The following is a 17,906-nucleotide window of genomic DNA, read 5'->3' on the forward strand; positions in this document are numbered from 1 at the left end:
CCATCTGGTTTAGCGATACACCTCGATCTCCCACCAGGACACCCAGGAGGGGCTCGCGGTGGTGAGTACTCGCAGGTAGCGGATGCCACCGACGCCACTGTTCAGCTCGATCCACTGGCCCGTCGAAGTCGTTCCACTCAGGGTGCCGAGCAGGGTAGTGGGGTTGGGCGAGGCGCCCCCACGGATCTCATGCACGGTGTACCCGCTCGGCGTCTGATCGGGAAGCAGGCGGATCTTCCGGGCGGTGATGACCTGGCCCAGGTCCAGCTCCACCCATCGCGCGGGGAAGCCTCCGCTCTGCCAGAGGGTCTGGAGGTTGGCGTCCGCCACATCGAGCAGGGTCAGGTTGTCGTTGCTGGAGGCCGCCACGGGCAGGGCATACACCCGGGAGGGCGGCACCGAGCGGTACACCTCGATCTCCCGCCAGGACACCCACGACGGGTTGTCCACCGTCACGATGCGCACGTAGCGGATGTCGTGCAGTGTTCCCGTCAATTCCAGCCATTGCAGCGACTGGGTGGACTGTTGGAAGCGCCCGATCTCCGTCTGGGGATTGGGCGTGGGGCCGCCATAGATGACGTGGTGGGTGGGCCCGGCGGGAAATTGCTCGACCTGAAGCCGCAGCCGCGTCACCGTCGTGCGCTCCCCGAGGTCCAGCTCGATCCACTGCCGCTGTCCCGTCCCGGAGCTGGCGCCCGCGCCCGCGTTCCACACGGTGTTGGAGTCCCCATCGACGACGTTCTCGGGCGACGTGCCCGCGTAGGTCTGGGACGCGGACACCGCGCAGGGATGGGCGCGCAGGGGTGTGCCGGAACGGACGTGATTGCCAATGCGGGCATACTGGCGACGGACGAGCGGCAGGTGCTCCGGGCCGAACCAGTCCTCGCGGATGCCGCCACCGTAGTCGAGGTGCTGCGACTGATAGGTGAACGGGAAGATGCCGATGAAGCGGGGATCTCCCAGGGCCAGGGAGACTTCCTTCTCGATGCGGCACAGCAGGGACGTCTGGCCGGCGAGGGCGGCGGACTGCTGGCTCTGGGTCCCGAAGTACGCGGCCTGCGGCACGAGGATGAGCCGCTGCGAGGCCGTCATCTTCTGCTTGAGCCGATTCGTGTACCAGACGAGTGAGCGGCCACCGCACGACTCGAACGTGGAGCCGGTGTAGTAGCAGTCCACGCCGAGCCAATCGAGCTCCGAGGGAAGGCCCGCGGCCTCGAAAGAAGGATACGTGGTGCCATCGTCCTGGATGGAGGCGTAGTCGAAGATGGCTGCGACGGGCTTGCCGGGGAAACGGGCCTTGATGGCCTGGGCGACCGTGTTGATGGCGTCGCGGATACCGGCCTTGTCACCGCGGACGTGCAGGTAGGGCTCGTCGAGGAGGTAGAAAGCCGTCACGGACCCGAGGTAGGGCGCGATCTGGTTGGCGTAGTTCTGCCAGCGCGTCAGGTAGTCGGAGCGGAGATAGCGGGGGGCTCTGGTCGTGTTGCCCAGGTCGAAGAAGAGGCCGGTGACATCCAGCACGCCGCCCATGCCGAGGCCCTGGGCTTCCCGCAGGCGTTCGAGGTGCCAGTTCACGGCCGCGGTGTTGTCACCCAGGCCAGGGTACGCGATCCAGGTGACGTTGGCGTGATCGCTGGTGGCCGCCGTGTAGTTGCCGGTGCCCACCCAGCTCGCGGCACTGGCGTAGTAGCCAAAGTATCGCGGACCGGTGCTCCCGCTCTGGGCTGCCGAGAGCCCGGGCATCATGCCCGTGAGCATCACTCCCAGAATCCCGAGCACCAGGCGCCAGCGTTCATGGAACCACATAGGTCTCCTCCCGTGTGTGTCTTCAGTTGCTCACCGCGATCGTTTCGCGGGAGCCGCGATCTATCACGCGGAGTGTCAATTCCCTGATTACACTCGCCCTCCATCATGAACCCTCGTTCCTTCTCCTTCGTCCCATCCCAGCGCTTGTTCGTCTGTTCCATCCTCCTCACCGCGCTCCTCTCCGCGTGTGGTCCCTCCGAGGAGGCGGAGGGCATCGCTGGACCCGGCACACACCATGAAGAAGCCCTTCAAGGGGCGGGCTGGACCATCCTCCAGGCCAGCGGCCCGGCGCCGATTCGCAGCATCATCCGCCGCTCCGATGGAATGCTGCTGGGGCCTCGGAGCTCCGGACATGAGATCGAAGTCTGGGCGAGCAGCAACAACGGCGCGAGCTGGTTCCGCCGCGGCTCCGTGGCCAACAACCCATCCGTCGATTTCGGCGATGTGACGATGCTCCGCATCCCCGGCACGACCACCGTCTTCTGTGCCTTCCGTGAGCACAGCAACGGTCAGTTCCGCATCACCGTCACCCGGAGCGACAACGATGGCGACAGCTGGGTCTACGACAGCACCGTCGTGGGCCCCGTCTCCCGCTTCGTCGGCGCGCCGTTCCTCTTCCTCCGCGCGAATGGCGACCTCCAGGTCTATTACGACTCCGAGGAGCTGGCCGCGGCGAAGGGTTATCCCGGCCACCAGTGGATCGCCATGCAAGGCCGCGTGGGAAGGACTGGCCCCTGGACCGCGTACGGCGTCGTCACCGTTTCGCGGGAAAAGGCGGCCGGCGCGCTGTCCCGCGAGGGGATGGCCACCGTCGTGCAACTGGGCGGGGATCGCCTCATGGTCGTCGCCGAGGGCGTCGAGCCATTCACGACGGGTGGCGCTCGCGCCAACGTCATTCATGCCACCCAATCGTGGGACGGCGGGAAGACCTGGGACGACTCGCTGCGCCGCACCGTCTACCAGTCGCGAATCCACGCGGGAACCGGGCGGCGCTACAACGCCTACGCGCCCTATGCCATTCGCGTGGGCAATGGCCCCGTGGGCGTCGCCTTCTGCACCGACGAGGACAAGACCACGGCGCCCGATCTCGCGAGCACGCCCCCGGAGCAGCGGCAGTGCCACGTCGGGTATGTCAGCACGACCACGAACTTCGAGACCTGGTCGGGGACGAGCGCTATCTGGACCGGGAGCACCCAGAACTACACGCCTGGCCTCTTCGAGCGGAGCGCCAACGACGTCATCGTGACCATCGATGCGTTCTTCGGGAACCAGCGCGTGATGCACCGGCCGTGAGCCCCGGTTCGTCGAGCTGACACGTTCGTTCACAGGGGGACGTCCGCCGCCCGTTCTCGGTGCGGTATCCGGCACTTGGACACGTGCCCCTTCCGTCACGACGACCGTCCGTGTCCCTCGCCGCTACCTTGCCGCGTGCTCATGCGAACCCGACGTGCGAAGAACCTGGATGGGGCGGGGAGGGTGGTTTCATGAATCCTTCCTCGCGGGACGTGGCCGCCGGAGCGGTGCCGGCTGGATCGCCCTCGGGCGTGGAGATCACGCTCGAGGTCAACGGCGTGGAGAAGCGGATGGAGGTCGCGCCGTGGACCACCTTGCTCGACCTGCTGCGCGAGTACCTCGCGCTGACCGGCACGAAGAAGGGCTGTGATCACGGCCAGTGCGGAGCCTGCACCGTCCTCGTCAACGGCACGCGCATCAATTCCTGTCTGACCCTGGCGGTCATGAAGGACGGTGCGAAGGTGACGACGATCGAAGGGCTGGCCTCGGGTGAAACACTCCACCCTCTGCAGCAGGCCTTCGTCGAGCACGACGCCTTCCAGTGTGGTTACTGCACGCCAGGGCAGATCTGCTCCGCCCAGGGGTTGATCAACGAAGGCAAGGCCCGGACCCTGGACGACATCCGCGAGCTGATGAGCGGCAATCTCTGCCGTTGTGGCGCCTACACCAACATCGTCGCCGCCATCGAGCAGGCGATGCGCGCGAGCGGGAAGGGGCCGGCGCGATGAACAGGTTCTCCTACGAACGCGCCCCGGATGTCGCCAGCGCCGTGAACGCGAGCGTGCGGAATGACTCGGCCCGGTTCATCGCGGGTGGCACCAATCTCCTCGATTTGATGAAGGAGAACGTCTCGCGGCCCAGCCACCTGATCGACATCACGCGGCTGCCGCTGAACAGGATCGAGGAGACCGGAGACGGTGGCCTGCGGATTGGCGCGCTCGTCACCAATTCGGACGTCGCCTACAACGAACACGTCGAGCGGCGCTATCCGCTGCTCTCGAAGGCGATCCTCTCCGGCGCTACGTCCCAGCTGCGCAATATGGCGACCACGGGCGGAAACCTGCTCCAGCGCACGCGTTGTTATTACTTCTACGATACGGGGGTGCCCTGCAACAAACGCGAGCCCGGGACCGGCTGTGGCGCGCTCAACGGCTTCAACCGCATCCACGCCATCCTGGGCATGAGCGCCGCGTGCATCGCCACCCATCCGTCGGACATGTGCGTGGCACTCGCGGCGCTCGACGCGACTGTTCGGGTGACCGGGCCGGACGGTGATCGCACGATTCCGTTCTCCGAGTTCCACCGGCTGCCGGGTGACACGCCTCACCTGGACACGAACCTGCGGCAAGGCGAGCTCATCACGGCCGTGGACCTGCCCGCGAAGGGCTTCGCCAGACACCATACCTATTTGAAGATCCGCGACCGGGCGTCGTATGCCTTCGCGCTCGTGTCGGTGGCCGCCGCACTGGAGATGGATGGCGAGCGGATCCAGCAGGCCCGGCTCGCGCTCGGTGGCGTGGCCCACAAGCCCTGGCGCGACACGGCCGCCGAGTCGATGCTGAACGGCCAGCGCGCCACCGTGGAGCTCTTCCATTCCGTGGGGGAGGCGATCGTCCGGGAAGCGAAGGGATTCGGCTACAACACCTTCAAGATCGATCTGGCGAAGCGGGCCGTGGTGCGAGCCCTGGCCCAGGCCACCGGGATGGAGCAGCCCTCATGACGAAGTCATCCACTCCGCTCGGAGAGCCCCTCGGCCGTGTCGACGGGCGCGCCAAGGTGACGGGTCAGGCGAAGTACGCCGCTGAGTTCAGCGAGCCCGGCCTCCTGCATGGTGTCGTGGTGTCGGGCACGATCGCCCGGGGACGGATCAAGAAGATCGACGCGAGCGAGGCCCTCGCGCTCCCGGGCGTGCTGCACGTCTTCACGCACGAGAACCGGCCGCACGTGGCCTGGTTCGACCGCAGCTACCGTGACGAGGACGCGCCCTCCGGCTCGCCGTTCCGGCCGCTCTACGATGACGAGATCCTGTTCAGCGGACAGCCCGTCGCGCTCGTCGTCGCCCAGACGCTCGAGCTCGCCCTCCACGCGGCGTCACTCGTCCGGGTCGAGTACAAGACCCAGCCACACGAGACGGAGCTGCGCTCGCGGCGTCAGGAGGCCTATGCGCCCGGCAAGGACAAGGGGGGCTTCGAACCACCCCCGAAGCCCCGAGGTCATGCGGACAAGGCCTTCGAGCGCGCCGCCGTGAAGGTCGACGCGGAGTACTCGACGCCCGTCGAGCACCACAACCCCATGGAGATGCATGCGTCGACGGTCCTCCATGGGAACGACGGGGTGCTCACCGTCCACGACAAGACCCAGGGCGTCCAGAACTGCCAGAAATACCTCTCCCGGGTGTTCAACCTCCCCAAGGACGGCGTGCGCGTGCTGTCGCCCTTCGTCGGCGGAGCGTTCGGCTCGGGGTTGCGGCCGCAATACCAGTTGTTCCTGGCGGTCCTGGCGGCGCGCGAGTTGAAGCGCTCGGTCCGGGTGGCGCTGACGCGCCAGCAGATGTTCACCTTCGGCCATCGGCCCGAGACGGTGCAACGCGTCGCGCTCGGCGCGTCGTCCGACGGCACCCTCCAGGCCATCATCCATGAGGCCGTCGCCGAGACGTCCCGCTTCGAGGATTACGTCGAGATCATCGTCAACTGGTCCGGCCTGCTCTACCAGTGCGACAACGTCCGGCTCGATTACAAGCTCGTCGCGTTGGACAACTACACGCCCCTGGACATGCGCGCGCCCGGAGCGGTCGTCGGTGTCTACGCGCTGGAATGCGCGATGGACGAGCTGGCGCACAAGGCCGGCATCGATCCGCTCGAGCTGCGTCTCAAGAACTACGCCGAGCGGGACCAGAACGAGGACAAGCCATTCTCGAGCAAGGAGCTGCGGGCCTGCTACCGGCAGGGCGCCGAACGCTTCGGCTGGGCCGGACGCAATCCCACCCCGCGCTCGATGCGCGACGGCAAGCAGCTCATCGGCTGGGGTCTGGCCACCGGCATCTGGGAAGCGATGCAGCAACAGGCGAGCGCCAGGGCCGTGTTGAGCATCGACGGCCGGCTCACGGTCGGCAGCGCCACCTCGGACATCGGCACCGGCACCTACACGGTCATGACGCAGATCGCCGCGGACACGCTCGGCGTGCCGGTCGAGGACGTGACGTTCTCCCTCGGGGACTCCCTCCTGCCCACGTCACCCGTCGAGGGGGGTTCATGGACCGTGTCATCGGTCGGCTCGGCGGTGAAGCTGGCCTGCGAGAAGGTGCGCGCGCGGGTGTTCGAGCTCGCCCGGAAGGTGGAGGGCTCGCCGCTCGCGAAGGCGAGCCTGGAGGAGGTGACGTTCGCCGGAGGGCGGATCCACCTGTCCGGGGAGCCCTCGCGGTCCGTGTCCATCACGGACGCGATGCGGCACGGCGGAGTCCTCAGCCTCGAGGAGGAGGCACTGGCCATTCCCAATCTGGCGAAGCAGAACCAGTACACGCGCTGTGCGCACTCCGCGGTGTTCGTGGAGGTGAAGGTCGACGAGGCGCTTGGCACGGTGAGGGTGACCCGCGTCGTCAGCGCCATCGCGGGCGGGCGCGTTTTGAACCCCCAGACGGCTCGAAGTCAGATCCTCGGTGGGATCGTCTGGGGCCTGGGCATGGCGCTTCAAGAGGAGTCGGCCATGGACCCGAAGCTCGGCCGGTTCATGAATCACAATCTGGCCGAGTACCACGTGCCCGTGAACGCCGACGTGGGGGAGCTCGACGTGCTCTTCGTCGAGGAGCACGATGATGTCGTCAATCCGTTGGGGGCCAAGGGATTGGGTGAGATCGGCATCGTCGGCGTCGCGGCGGCCATTGCCAACGCCATCTTCCACGCAACCGGAAAGCGCGTCCGCGACCTGCCCATCACGCTCGACAAGGTGCTTTGATTCCATCTGGATCCACAAGTAGCGACATGCCTGTAAAGGGCCCGGAGCCGCGAGTCGGCTCCGGGCCCTTCGTCTTTCCAGCCGGCACGAATTGATCCGTTTGAGCTCAAGTCATGTTTCTCAATCTAAACGGGTATATGAATGAAACCACTCATTGTGCTATAAGCCTTTTTACCGGGGTGGCCTCGTGGCTACCGGTCCTGATCCAGAAAGGGAGTCCTGCGTGAGCAAGAACCTTCGCGGTAACTTCAAGTGGCTGGTTGGCGGAATCGTCGGTGTGTCCCTGCTGGGCGCGTGCGGCGCTCCGGCGGAGGGCGAGGACGGCTCCGTGATGCAGGACCAGGCCGCTGGCGAGGTCGCGGTGAGCCTGTCGGTGGCGAAGTCGTCGCTGAGCGCTCGCGAGGACGTGGCGGTGTCGGTCACCTTCACCAACACCTCGTCCCAGCCGGTGCAGCTGCTCAAGTTCTACGTCCCGGACGGCCACCTCAAGGAGGGTCTGTTCGAGGTCACCCGCAACGGCGAGCCCGTGGAGTACATCGGCCCCGCGATCAAGCGCGCCGCGCCGACCGCCGAGGACTACATCACCCTGGCCCCCGGCGAGAGCCTGACGGGCTCGGCGCCCGTGTCGGGCATGTATGACCTGTCCGAGTCCGGCAGCTACACCATCCGCTACGCCGCGCGCTCGCTGGATCAGCACAGCGCGCTGCTCTCCAAGGCCGCCCAGCTCGACTCCAACCTGGTGAACCTGTGGATCGAGGGCCGTGACAGCGGCCAGCCCGAGCTCCAGGCCCAGGGCACCGTGTCGGCCCAGGCCCTGTCGTACTCCGGCGCCTGCACCAGCTCGGAGCAGTCGTCGATCAGCACCGCGGTGACCAACGCCAGGACGTACGCGAACAACGCGTCGACCTACCTCAACGGCATCACCTCGGGCACCTCGCGCTACACCACCTGGTTCGGCACCTACTCGACCACCAACGTGGGCACGGCCCGCAGCCACTTCACCAACATCAAGAACGCCTTCGCCAACGCGGCGATCGTGGTCGACTGCAGCTGCTCCGACAGCTACTACGCCTACGTGTACCCGGCCCAGCCGTACAAGATCTACGTGTGCAACGCCTTCTGGAGCGCCCCCGCGACGGGCACGGACTCCAAGGCGGGCACGCTGGTGCACGAGATGAGCCACTTCAACGTGGTGGCCGGCACGGATGACCACGCCTACGGCCAGAGCGCGGCCAAGAGCCTGGCCAAGTCCAGCGCCTCCCAGGCCCTGGACAACGCGGACAACCATGAGTACTTCGCGGAGAACACCCCCTCGCTGCCGTAAGCTCGGCTAGGGTAGGTGGTTGGGAAACGGGAGCGGCGACGCTCCCGTTTTTCTTTTCCGCGTGTGCCCCTTCCGGGCACCGCCTGGAGGCGAGCATCCGTCTATGATTCGTGGACACGTTGGTTGGGTCGCGCTGTGCTGTCTGGCACTCGGCGGGAACGCATGTACGCCGCGGAACACGACCCCGGAGCAGAAGCCGGCTCCCGAGCAGAAGGAGAACCCGGCCGTGGCGACGACCCTGGAGTGCTCATTGAGCGTGCCGCCCACCTTGAAGGCGGGTCAGCCGGTGGAGGCGCGCTTCCAGCTCACCAACCGCACGGCGCAGCCGCTGTTCGTGCTCAAGTGGCGGACGCCGCTCGAGGGGCGGCTGCTCGGCAATGACTTCGCGATCACCCGCGATGGCACCGAGATTCCCTACCAGGGGCCCATGGCCAAGCGCGCCAATCCGGGCGCGGACAGCTACGTTGCCATCGCGCCCGGCGCGTCGGTGGAGGCCAAGGTCGAGCTGTCCCTGGCCTACGAGCTGACGCAGCCGGGGCGCTACCGGATCGCCTTCCGCAACGAGTTGCTGGACGTGGCCGACAAGCAGGCGGACGTGCCTCGTATCATGGATCAGTTCCGGCCCATGCCTGTGCAGTGCCCGGCGGTCGAGACGACGATCACCGCCCCCTGAGCGCGGCGCCCGCTAGCGGGAGATGGAGCTGACGAGCCGCCGGGGAGGGAGCGACTCGATGGCCTGGCCGATGGCCTTGGCGGCCTGGGGGAAGGGACCCCGGGCCAGCTCGCGGCCCGAGGGGCTCACCGCCTGGACGAGCACCTGGCGGAAGCCCTTCTCCAGCCCGAGCTCGCGGTGGGGCGCGCCGTTGGAGTCGGCCACCATGTAGAGCGAGTCCTCCAGGTCGGCGGGCGGCTGCTGGCCCTGGTCGCGGAAGAGCTTGCGGATCCGCTCGAGCGAATCGTGGTGGATCTTGCGGATCTCCTTGCTCGCGGCGCCCATGAAGAGGCCGGGGATGCCGCGCAGGTCCACATGCACCACCACGATGGGGTGCTCGCGGCGCAGCTCGTAGGCGAAACGCAGGGCGTTCTCGCGGAGCACGTCGCGCGTGTCCCGGTTGGCGTACAGGACCACCGCCGGCCGTCCCTGGCCGAGGGGGATCTCCCGGCCGAACACGTCCGCGGTCGCGGCGGCCCGCGCCGGGAGGGCTCCCAACAGTCCCATCAAGCAACTGAGTACCACCAGGATTCGCATGGACAAGATCTCCTCTCCGGGCAATGGGGACGTTCCGGTCACCGCGGTCCCTGGCCCCTGGGGCTCGTGGACGATCAGTGTACGGTCCGTCCTGACGGTCCTCGTCGAACAGCCGCGTTTCGCCGCCTCTGCCCGGCATCCTCCCGTTCGTGACATCCCACCGGCTCGGCAGCCTGCCCCCCGGAGCGACTCCCGGGACGAGGGGCGGTCGGCCGATCAGGGCCGCTCGCGCCCCTGGTCCGCCCGGGTGCGAGCGCGTCTCAGTGGCGGAGCCCCGGCGTTTCCTCCATAAAGCGGGCCGGCTCCGGGCCTCCGGAGCCCATCGTCTCGCCGTACGGCAAGGAGAAGGCATGAGTCGTGTCCTGGAGGATCTGCTGGAGCTCCTGAAGCTGGAGCCCATCGAGGAGAACCTGTTCCGCGGAAGGAGCCAGGACCTCGGTTACCACCAGCTCTTCGGAGGACAGGTGCTGGGCCAGGCGCTGTCGGCGGCCAGCCAGACGGTGACGCACTCCGAGCGCCACGTGCACTCGCTGCACGGCTACTTCCTGCGCCCCGGCGATGCCAGCCTCCCCGTGGTCTACACGGTGGTGCGTGTGCGAGATGGCGGCAGCTTCACCACCCGCAGCGTGACGGCCATCCAGAAGGGCCAGCCCATCTTCACCTTGATGGCTTCCTTCCAGGGTGACGAGCCCGGGTTCGACCACCAGGCGAAGATGCCCGAGGTGCCCGGGCCCGAGGGCTTCCCCAGCGATCTCGAGCTGCTGCGGCGCAAGACCGACCTCATCCCCGAGCGGGTGCGCGACAAGCTGCTGTGCCCCAAGCCCATCGAGATCCGCCCGGTGACGCAGTACGATCCGTTCGACCCCAAGCCGGGCGAGCCCCTCAAGTACGTGTGGTTCCGCGCCGACGGGCCGCTCCCGGACGATACGCAGGTGCACAAGTACGTGCTCGCCTACGCGTCGGACTTCAACCTCATCACCACGGCGCTGCAGCCGCACGGCGCCAGCTTCATGAAGCGCAACATGCAGATGGCGAGCCTGGATCACGCCCTGTGGTTCCACGGCAACGTGCGCGTGAACGACTGGCTGCTGTACGTCATGGACAGCCCCTGGGCGGGCAACGCGAGAGGCCTGGCGCGCGGGCAGATCTTCTCCCGTGACGGACGGCTGGTGGCGTCCGTGGCCCAGGAGGGCCTCATGCGCCTGCGCCAGGACGGGCGCTGAGCAGCCCTGGAGGAGTCCATGGACGTGCTGGTGGTGTCACTGTTGGGCATTCTGGTGTTTGGCGGCGTCTTCTTGCTCCTGGCCCCGGAGTGGTGGAGCTCGAGCCTGGGCACGCTCAAGGACAAGTCGAAGAAGTCGGATAAGGGAGACGCCAACCCTCCCAAGGACGACAAGTAGACGGCTCCACGTCGGACGGGGAGGGGAGGCAGTCAGGCGGTCTCGAGGGCGTCGAACTGGAAAGCGCCCTCCCGCTTGCCTGCCAGCATGCTCAATCCAGGCTGGCCACGACGATTTCAGGTAGGCCCATGTAGGCATATCATGCCTACATTTCCTGATATTTACCCATCTTAGGTGTGCATGAAGGCGTGCAACCCCGGGTGTAGGTTTTTGTGCCCTATGTGGACTGTTGTGCCCACATTGTGCGCGAGGCTGGCTTTCGTGAGTGTCGAGCGCCCGTCACTCGGTCCGAGGCCTTCTGCCTCGGATATAATGCCTACATTTCTCGACCCTTACAGACACGCATCGGGATGGCATGTCATGCCTACATTTCGCCACCCCTGAGGGAATGTGGTGCCATGCCTACATTTCGGCATGATTGGTGTGTATGTGTGTCGGGCCTGGTTTTATTCCTGACATTTAATACATTTAATTTCAAGCATTTGTTGTATGTGTTTGATTTGTGGATGTGGTGTTTTGTTTGTGTTTGTTTTGTTGTTTGGATTTGACTTCTGTTGTTGGTGTATGTCTTTTGTTGTTTGTTTTGGTTTGTTGTGTCTGTGTTTGCGTGTTTGGTGATAGGGATTGGGGCGGAGGGTTCGCGAGACATATACACACGCCCCTCCGCCCTCTGTTTCACGGAGAGGTCTTGGGGATCGGCCCCGTGAACTCCGGCAGCAGGAACTCGTCCACGGCCGGCGCCTTCTCGATGAGACCCAAGTCCACCAACTGCTGACCCAGCGTCTCCCAGCGCTCACGGCTCATCGTCCCCAGTCCCCTGGCCTTCGTCTCCTCCGTCTCGATGAGCGGCTTCTGCGCCTGCGCCGCCGCCGCGAAGGTCTCCGCGTCCAGGGTGGTGTTCAGCTTCCCCATCACCGCGTTGGCCGGCGCCGGGTCCTCCAGGTAGGCGCGCCAACCCTCGCGCACCGCCGCCACGAAGGACTTCACCCGCTCCGGCTGCTGCTTCCACAACTCCCGGCGGGTGATGACCACGGCCACGTAGGGGTTGAAGCCCTCGTCGGCCACCAGGAACACCGAGGGATCCGCGCCCTGCTTGCGCGCGGCGACGGGCTCCGAGGTGATGAAGCACTGCTGGGCGAAGTTCTTGTCCGCCACGAAGCGCGCCACGCCCCCGTCGTAGGGCACCACCTTCACCTTGTCGAAGCCATACTTCTTCTTCAGGTAGGCGGCGTAGGGCAGGCCGGGCTCCAGGGCCACCGTGCCCGAGGAGAGCACGTCCTTGATGCCCTTCGCCCCGCGCGAGGCGTGGGCCATGATGGCTTGCGGCGACGTCTGGTACACCGCGAACAGCGGAATCACATCCACGCCCCGCGTCCGGGCGGTGAGGATCTCATCCGCGCCGGCGATGCCGAACTCCACCTGCCCCGAGGCCACCATCTGCATCACGGGCACGCCAGCCCCGCCGCCGAGGATCTCCACCTCCAGGCCGTGCCGGGTGAACTCGCCCTTCTCGCGCGCGGCGTAGAAGCCGCCGAACTCGGGCTCGGGCACCCAGTTGAGCGCCAGCTTCACCCGGACGGGCGTGGCGGGCGCGGTGGCCGCTGCCTGTGCGCCGCCCCCCGCGTCCTTGCCCTCCGCCTGCTTCGTTCCTTCCTTCGAGCGCGAGCATGCCCCCACCACCGCGAGCAGCGCCACACATCCCAACAATCCGACGAGTTGTCTTCTCACTTGCGGTTCCCTCCACACGAAATGGTTACGGCCCTCACGAGCCCGAGGCCGACGGGTGCCAGCGCCTCAGCAGCCGCGAGCCCGTCAGGCTCACCGCGCCGAACAGCACCAGGCCCAGCACCGAGGCCGCCAGCACGGCGGCGAAGAGCAGATCCGTGCGCAGCTGCCGGTAGGCGGACAGCACCAGGATGCCCAGGCCGGCGGCGTCCTCGGAGAAGCCGGCGACGAACTCCCCCACGATGGCGCCGATGACGGCCAGCCCCGAGGCGATGCGCAGGCCGGTGAACAGGTGCGGCAGCGACGCGGGCAGCTCCAGCTTCCACAGTCTGGCCAACCGGCGCGCGCCATAGAGGCGGAACAGATCCCTCAGTGGCGGCTCCACCGAGCGCAGCCCGCTGAGCGTGTTGGCGATGACGGGGAAGAGCGAGACGATGAAGGACGAGATGGCCACCGCGCGCGCCCCCGGGCCGAACCACAGCACCAGCAGGGGCGCCACGGCGACGATGGGCACCGTCTGCAGGAAGAGGGTGTACGGGTAGAGCGCTCGCTCCAGCAGCCGCGAGGAGGCGAGGACGATGGCGGCCAGCACCCCCACCACCGCGCTCAGTCCGAAGCCCACCAGCGCCGAGCGGCCCGTGGTGATCGCCGCGCCCAGGAGGGTCGACGCATCGTGGGCCCCGGCGGCGGCGATGGCCGAGGGGGGCGGCAGCAGCCAGACGGGGATGGAGAGCAGGCGTGTCACGGACTCCCACAGCACCAGGAGGATGACGAGCGCGGCCAGCGGGGCCAGGGCCGAACGGAGGGCCTCGGTCTTCATAGGGACTCTCCTCGCTCCAGGGCTCGGTGGAGCAGGCCGATCTCCCGGGCGAAGTCGGGCTCGGCGCGCAGGGCGGCGCTTCGCTCCACGGGGAGGGCGAGCCGATGGTCCAGCATCACGCGCGCTGGCCGCCGTGACAGCACCACGGCGCGCTCGGCCAGGTAGGCCGCCTCGGAGAGCGAGTGGGTGACGAAGAGGACGGTCATCCCCAGCTCCCGCCACAGCACGCGGAGCTGGTCGTCCAGCCGGTTGCGCGTCAGCTCGTCCAGCGCGGCGAAGGGTTCGTCCAGCAGCAGCAGCCGGGGCCGGGTGACGAGCGCGCGGGCCAGGGAGACGCGCATGCGCATGCCGCCGGAGAGCTCGGCCGGGTAGCGCGAGGTGGCATCGCCGAGTCCCACGTGCTCCAGCATCGCTCGCGCCGCCTCACGGCGCTCCGTGGCCGGAACCCCCGTCAGCTCCAGTGGCAGGGCCGCGTTGTCCAGCACGGAGCGCCAGGGCAGCAGGTGCGCGTCCTGGAAGACGTAGGCGATGGGGGCGCGGGTATCCCGGGTGCGCTCGAGGGCCGGGGAGAAGGAGAGGGTGCCCGCGTCCGGCTGGTCCAGTCCGGCCACCAGGCGCAGCAGCGTGGACTTGCCGCAGCCGGAGGGGCCCACCAGGGCCACGAAGGAGCCCGCGGCGATGTCCAGGGTCATCCCGTCCAGGACCGAGACGCCTCCCGGGAAGGTGCGCCGGAGGTTGGCGACCTGCACGCGCACGCCCCCCTTGCCATCATCGAGTGGGGGAGGTGTGGAAGGGACCGGGCCGGGTGGAGCCATGTGGGGAATGGGTTTCTAACCGCCCGCTCCCGGGCGGCCAACCCCCATGTACGGAAACCGCTCTGCTCGCTCCTGCGCAGATGTGAACCCCGGTGCACAGGGAACGCGAAGTCCCCGCGCCGGAGCCGGGCTCGCGGCACCGCTTCCCAGCGGAGATTTTCCTCTCTGCTCGAAAGTTGGCACGAAGCACGCAGGGGGGCGGGGTGCCCCACGCCTGGGGCGCCTGGCCCGGCACGTCGGGTCACCCAGAGGTGATGATGAGGCTCCCGTTCCTCCTCCTGTTGCTGCTGTCCGCTCCCGCGCTCGCGGCGATGCGCCCGGCATACGTCCTGCGCATCGAGGGCGCGGACGCCTTCGTCGACCTCGGGCGCGCGGATGCCACCCGGCCCGGTGAGAGGCTGCGCGTCTACCGCGTCGTCGAGGCGCGCCACCCGGCGACCGGCAAGGTGATGCGCGACCGGTTCCTCCTGGGCGAGGTGGAGGTGCTGGAGGCCGGCGAGACGCTCTCGCGCATCTCCGCCCCGGATGAGCTCCTCTTCCGCCTGGAGGTGGGGGATGAGGTGGAGCCCGTGAGCCCACCCGCCCCGCGCGAGCGCCCCTCCACGCCCGCTCCGGCCGCTCCCACGCAGGCGCCCCTGGCCTTCGCCCCCTCCACCGGGGGTCCGTCCGACGCCGAGCGCACCGCCCTGCGCACCGCGTGGAACGCCGCCCTCAAGCTCCCGCCCGCCGAGCGCGCCAGGGTCTGGGAGGACTTCCTCGCCGCCTGGCCCCAGACGGACCTGGCCGGCCCCATCCGCTCCGAGATCGCGCTCCTGCGCGAGGCCCCCGCGTCGGCCTCGGCCGCCGGGGTGCCCGCCGCCGCGGTGGCGCCCGTCCTCAAGGTGAGTGCTCCCTCCCGCGCGCTCACCGATGAGCCCCTCACCATCGGCATGTCGAGCCTCGCCGGTCCCACGCCGCGCGCGGCGATGGTGCACTGGCGCGAGCGGGGCTCGCCCACCTTCCGCACCGTGCACATGAGCGCCGAGCCCCATGGGCACTTCCGCGCCACGCTGCCCGAGGGCGCGGCGGTGGTGCCGGCCGTCGAGTACTACGTCGAGGCCGTGGATCCCGAGGGGACCACGCTCGCCGCGGCCGGTAGCGCGACCCGTCCGCAGCACATCGACATCCGCCGGCCTCCGCGCGACGAGCGCCTCGAGCTCCGCGGTCGCAGCCGGGTGCGCGTCAGCGACGAGTACGTCGACTTCAACCGCTTCAAGGGCAACGACGTCTACAACCTGTTCGAGGCGGACTTCCTCTACCGCGTCCAGACGGCGCTGCACGCGGTGCGCGTGGGCTTCGGCAGCTACCGGGGCACCGGCACGCGGCGCGAGCTGCTCGACACGGGCGGCCCCAGCCAGCTGGTGGGCTACACCTATGGCTTCTCCGAGCTGGAGCTGCGCCTCCATCCCTCGCTCTCCATGCTGGTGAAGGGCAGCGCCGGTGTGAACCGCGAGGGCCTCAAGGGCGGGTTGGATCTCGGCCTGCGCATCGGCAGCGAGATGGGCACGTCCCTGCTCGTCCGCGGAGCCACCATCGCGGGCATCGGCCAGCGCGCCAGCCTCGCGCTCGCCTGGGACGCCGTGCGCGGCTGGCCCATGAGCGCCGAGGTCGTCGTCACCAATGAGCCCATCGGCGAGGACCTCGGCGTGCGCCTCATCTACACCGTGGGCCGCTCCGTGACGCCCTGGCTCGATGTGACCGGCCGCGTGGGCTACCAACTGCGCGACATCAACCACTCCGGCCTCACCCTCGGGGTGGGCACCACCTTCCACTGGTAGCGGACCCCGGGAGAACGCCTTCCATGATGACCCTTTCCACCGCCACCTGCCTCCTCCTCCTGCTCGCCGCCCAGCCGCCGCCCGCGGGGGCCACGCCGCCGCCTCCTCCTGCGGAGCCCCTCGAGGTGCGGCACATCCCGGCCGCCCAGGTGACCGCCGGTACCGAGCTCGTGCTCCGCGCCGAGGTGGCTCCCGCCTGGCGTCTCGGGGCGCTCGTCGCCCACCACCGCGCCACCGGCGAGAAGGACTTCCGCGACACGGCCTTCGAACTCAGCTCCGACGGCACCTACGCGGCCGTCATCCCCATCACGGCCGAGCAGCGCGTGTCCGTGGAGTACTACCTCACCGCTCGTGACACCGAGGGTGTGGAGTCGGTGCGCTTCGCCAGTGCGCAAGCGCCCTATCCGGTGCTCGTCGACGTGCCCCAGTCCACGCTGGAGCGCGAGGCCCTGCTGGCCGTGTACGGGCAGCGCCGCTCACGCGTGAGCGCCTCCGCCGAGTACGTGGATTATGGCTCGCAGACGATCGACGGCACGCGCTACCAGGACCACTACTACCGCCTGGAGGCGAACTACCTCTATCGGTTGCTCACCCAGGTGGGCGGCCTGCGGATCGACTCCATCCGCATCGGCGTGGGCCACCTGCGCGCGCACACGCCGCCCTTCGGACTGACGGCCCCGGGGGAGCCCGCCCGGCCGGAGCTGCGCCCGGGCCTCGACTATGGCTTCTCCGAGGTGGACGTGGGCTTCAATCCCTACTTCGGCCTTGGCCTGCGCCTGACGCTCGGCGGCAACGCGACCGGCTTCTCGGCGGGTTTCGGTGGCAAGGTGCGCATCGGCCGGCCCCACGGCGCGCACGCGGAGATCGGAGGGGAGTACACGGCGGGCCTCGGCGGCGCGGGGACCGTCCGGCTCGTCTGGGACACGGTGCCGCGCTTCCCCATGAGCGCCGCGGTGCAGGTGACGAACGTCCCCTCGGGCCCCACGGGCGTGCGGCTGCTCTACACCGTGGACTACCAGCTCACCGACGCCATCCTCATCGGCGCCCAGGCCGGTTATCAGGCGCGCGCCTCCGTCGGCGGCGGGCCGTCGCTGGGGTTCTCCGCGAGCTACGGTTGGTAGGGGAGGGTGCTCCGATGATGCTCACCGCGCTCACGCTGCTCCTGCTCTCCGCGGAGCCGGGCCCGTCCCAGCCCGCTCCGTCCGTCTCCAGTGCTTCCCTGGCCGTGGTGTCCACCTCGGCGCCCGGTCTGGAGAAGCTGGCCTCCGACGCGGGGCGGACGCTCGGCACCCGGCTCGAGGCGCCCTTCGTGGACCTCGGGGGCTACCTCAAGTCCCGGGGGGAGGGATGCCAGAGGGATCCGCGCTGCCTCGTGGCGGCCCCTGGGCTCTCGGGGACCTCGCGCGTGTTGCACCTGCGCCTGCGCCCGCTCTCCGCCGGACGGGTCGCCGCCGATCTGCGCCTCATCGAGCTCCGGACCTGGAAGGTCATCGGCCGGAGCGCCTCGGTGGTGGAGACGGGCGAGCTCGCCACCTGGGCGGAGACCTCCTCCTCCCGGCTGCTCAAGCGGGCCGATCCGTATGCGCGCAATCCGCCCCAGAGCCCCTTCTCGGTGAAGCATCCCTCCGAGACGCCTCCCGCCACGACGCGCCCCGCCCCCGAGGCAAAGTGACTTTCGTGACCCTTTGACCGAAAAAACGAATCCG

Annotated in this window: 16 protein-coding genes; 11 read left to right on the forward strand and 5 right to left on the reverse strand. The window is 68.3% G+C overall.

The window, feature by feature from the left end; translation table 11 throughout:
* Positions 1 to 9: 9 nt before the first annotated feature.
* Positions 10 to 1,806, reverse strand: coding sequence for a discoidin domain-containing protein (locus JRI60_RS25195; protein WP_204228425.1), 1,797 nt, complete (start codon positions 1,804 to 1,806; stop codon positions 10 to 12).
* A 105-nt stretch (positions 1,807 to 1,911) separates the two neighbouring features.
* On the opposite strand from JRI60_RS25195, the gene JRI60_RS25200 reads away from it, so the two are divergent.
* The 6 genes from JRI60_RS25200 (at position 1,912) to JRI60_RS25225 (ending at position 9,047) form a co-directional block, all read left to right on the forward strand.
* Positions 1,912 to 3,099 carry a phage capsid protein gene (locus tag JRI60_RS25200; RefSeq protein ID WP_239470716.1) on the forward strand — a complete coding sequence of 396 codons (1,188 nt, stop codon included), beginning with the start codon at positions 1,912 to 1,914 and terminating at the stop codon, positions 3,097 to 3,099.
* Positions 3,100 to 3,290: 191 nt separating this feature from the next.
* A complete protein-coding gene (locus JRI60_RS25205; RefSeq protein WP_204228426.1) occupies positions 3,291 to 3,827 on the forward strand; it encodes a (2Fe-2S)-binding protein in 537 nt (178 codons plus the stop codon).
* A complete protein-coding gene (locus JRI60_RS25210; protein WP_204228427.1) occupies positions 3,824 to 4,819 on the forward strand; it encodes an FAD binding domain-containing protein in 996 nt (331 codons plus the stop codon). Before JRI60_RS25205 ends, JRI60_RS25210 begins: the two co-directional genes overlap by 4 nt.
* Positions 4,816 to 7,050 carry a xanthine dehydrogenase family protein molybdopterin-binding subunit gene (locus JRI60_RS25215; RefSeq protein ID WP_204228428.1) on the forward strand — a complete coding sequence of 745 codons (2,235 nt, stop codon included), beginning with the start codon at positions 4,816 to 4,818 and terminating at the stop codon, positions 7,048 to 7,050. Before JRI60_RS25210 ends, JRI60_RS25215 begins: the two co-directional genes overlap by 4 nt.
* 223 nt (positions 7,051 to 7,273) lie before the next feature.
* Positions 7,274 to 8,374, forward strand: a complete 1,101-nt coding sequence (locus tag JRI60_RS25220) for a M35 family metallo-endopeptidase (RefSeq protein ID WP_204228429.1) — start codon at positions 7,274 to 7,276, stop codon at positions 8,372 to 8,374.
* 226 nt (positions 8,375 to 8,600) lie between these two features.
* Positions 8,601 to 9,047: a protease gene (locus JRI60_RS25225; protein WP_239470717.1), complete on the forward strand. Its 447-nt coding sequence runs from the start codon at positions 8,601 to 8,603 to the stop codon at positions 9,045 to 9,047.
* Between the two features lie 12 nt (positions 9,048 to 9,059).
* Here JRI60_RS25225 and JRI60_RS25230 read toward each other — a convergent pair whose 3' ends face one another.
* Positions 9,060 to 9,623 (reverse strand): hypothetical protein, encoded by a 564-nt coding sequence (locus tag JRI60_RS25230; RefSeq protein ID WP_204228431.1) that lies wholly within the window; start codon positions 9,621 to 9,623, stop codon positions 9,060 to 9,062.
* 350 nt (positions 9,624 to 9,973) lie between these two features.
* Between JRI60_RS25230 and tesB the strand changes: the two genes are divergently transcribed.
* Positions 9,974 to 10,846, forward strand: a complete 873-nt coding sequence (tesB, locus tag JRI60_RS25235) for an acyl-CoA thioesterase II (RefSeq protein ID WP_204228432.1) — start codon at positions 9,974 to 9,976, stop codon at positions 10,844 to 10,846.
* Positions 10,847 to 10,864: 18 nt separating this feature from the next.
* Positions 10,865 to 11,023 (forward strand): hypothetical protein, encoded by a 159-nt coding sequence (locus JRI60_RS25240; protein WP_204229513.1) that lies wholly within the window; start codon positions 10,865 to 10,867, stop codon positions 11,021 to 11,023.
* A 675-nt stretch (positions 11,024 to 11,698) separates the two neighbouring features.
* On the opposite strand, the gene JRI60_RS25245 is transcribed toward JRI60_RS25240, so the two are convergent.
* Genes JRI60_RS25245 through JRI60_RS25255 form a run of 3 tightly spaced genes read right to left on the reverse strand, consistent with a single transcriptional unit; the run spans position 11,699 to position 14,383 of the window.
* Complete coding sequence (locus JRI60_RS25245; protein ID WP_204228433.1) at positions 11,699 to 12,751, reverse strand: ABC transporter substrate-binding protein; 1,053 nt, start codon at positions 12,749 to 12,751, stop codon at positions 11,699 to 11,701.
* A 34-nt stretch (positions 12,752 to 12,785) separates the two neighbouring features.
* The gene (locus JRI60_RS25250; RefSeq protein WP_204228434.1) at positions 12,786 to 13,568 is read right to left on the reverse strand and encodes an ABC transporter permease; all 783 of its coding nucleotides are present in this window, start codon (positions 13,566 to 13,568) and stop codon (positions 12,786 to 12,788) included.
* On the reverse strand, positions 13,565 to 14,383 hold the full coding sequence (locus JRI60_RS25255) for an ABC transporter ATP-binding protein (RefSeq protein WP_204228435.1): 819 nt from the start codon (positions 14,381 to 14,383) through the stop codon (positions 13,565 to 13,567). The genes JRI60_RS25250 and JRI60_RS25255 overlap by 4 nt, the downstream gene beginning before the upstream one ends.
* Before the next feature lie 257 nt (positions 14,384 to 14,640).
* Here JRI60_RS25255 and JRI60_RS25260 point away from each other — a divergent pair, with 257 nt between their 5' ends.
* From JRI60_RS25260 to JRI60_RS25270, 3 genes are read left to right on the forward strand one after another with little or no spacing between them, the layout of a single operon-like run.
* The gene (locus JRI60_RS25260; protein WP_204228436.1) at positions 14,641 to 16,200 is read left to right on the forward strand and encodes a hypothetical protein; all 1,560 of its coding nucleotides are present in this window, start codon (positions 14,641 to 14,643) and stop codon (positions 16,198 to 16,200) included.
* Positions 16,201 to 16,223: 23 nt separating this feature from the next.
* Complete coding sequence (locus tag JRI60_RS25265; protein WP_204228437.1) at positions 16,224 to 17,321, forward strand: hypothetical protein; 1,098 nt, start codon at positions 16,224 to 16,226, stop codon at positions 17,319 to 17,321.
* Positions 17,322 to 17,335: 14 nt separating this feature from the next.
* The gene (locus JRI60_RS25270) at positions 17,336 to 17,872 is read left to right on the forward strand and encodes a hypothetical protein (protein ID WP_204228438.1); all 537 of its coding nucleotides are present in this window, start codon (positions 17,336 to 17,338) and stop codon (positions 17,870 to 17,872) included.
* Positions 17,873 to 17,906 lie beyond the last annotated feature (34 nt).

The sequence above is a fragment of the Archangium violaceum genome, from assembly GCF_016887565.1.
In the GTDB taxonomy this organism is placed as follows: domain Bacteria; phylum Myxococcota; class Myxococcia; order Myxococcales; family Myxococcaceae; genus Archangium; species Archangium violaceum_B.

Bases quoted from the DNA above. Each gene is read 5' to 3' on its own strand.
- JRI60_RS25205 (WP_204228426.1), top strand. From the start codon at position 3,291: ATGAATCCTTCCTCGCGGGACGTGGCCGCCGGAGCGGTGCCGGCTGGA.
- JRI60_RS25260 (WP_204228436.1), top strand. From the start codon at position 14,641: ATGAGGCTCCCGTTCCTCCTCCTGTTGCTGCTGTCCGCTCCCGCGCTC.
- JRI60_RS25250 (WP_204228434.1), bottom strand. From the start codon at position 13,568: ATGAAGACCGAGGCCCTCCGTTCGGCCCTGGCCCCGCTGGCCGCGCTC.
- JRI60_RS25215 (WP_204228428.1), top strand. From the start codon at position 4,816: ATGACGAAGTCATCCACTCCGCTCGGAGAGCCCCTCGGCCGTGTCGAC.
- JRI60_RS25210 (WP_204228427.1), top strand. From the start codon at position 3,824: ATGAACAGGTTCTCCTACGAACGCGCCCCGGATGTCGCCAGCGCCGTG.
- JRI60_RS25195 (WP_204228425.1), bottom strand. From the start codon at position 1,806: ATGTGGTTCCATGAACGCTGGCGCCTGGTGCTCGGGATTCTGGGAGTG.
- JRI60_RS25270 (WP_204228438.1), top strand. From the start codon at position 17,336: ATGATGCTCACCGCGCTCACGCTGCTCCTGCTCTCCGCGGAGCCGGGC.
- JRI60_RS25230 (WP_204228431.1), bottom strand. From the start codon at position 9,623: ATGCGAATCCTGGTGGTACTCAGTTGCTTGATGGGACTGTTGGGAGCC.
- JRI60_RS25240 (WP_204229513.1), top strand. From the start codon at position 10,865: ATGGACGTGCTGGTGGTGTCACTGTTGGGCATTCTGGTGTTTGGCGGC.
- JRI60_RS25265 (WP_204228437.1), top strand. From the start codon at position 16,224: ATGATGACCCTTTCCACCGCCACCTGCCTCCTCCTCCTGCTCGCCGCC.
- JRI60_RS25255 (WP_204228435.1), bottom strand. From the start codon at position 14,383: ATGGCTCCACCCGGCCCGGTCCCTTCCACACCTCCCCCACTCGATGAT.
- JRI60_RS25200 (WP_239470716.1), top strand. From the start codon at position 1,912: ATGAACCCTCGTTCCTTCTCCTTCGTCCCATCCCAGCGCTTGTTCGTC.
- tesB (WP_204228432.1), top strand. From the start codon at position 9,974: ATGAGTCGTGTCCTGGAGGATCTGCTGGAGCTCCTGAAGCTGGAGCCC.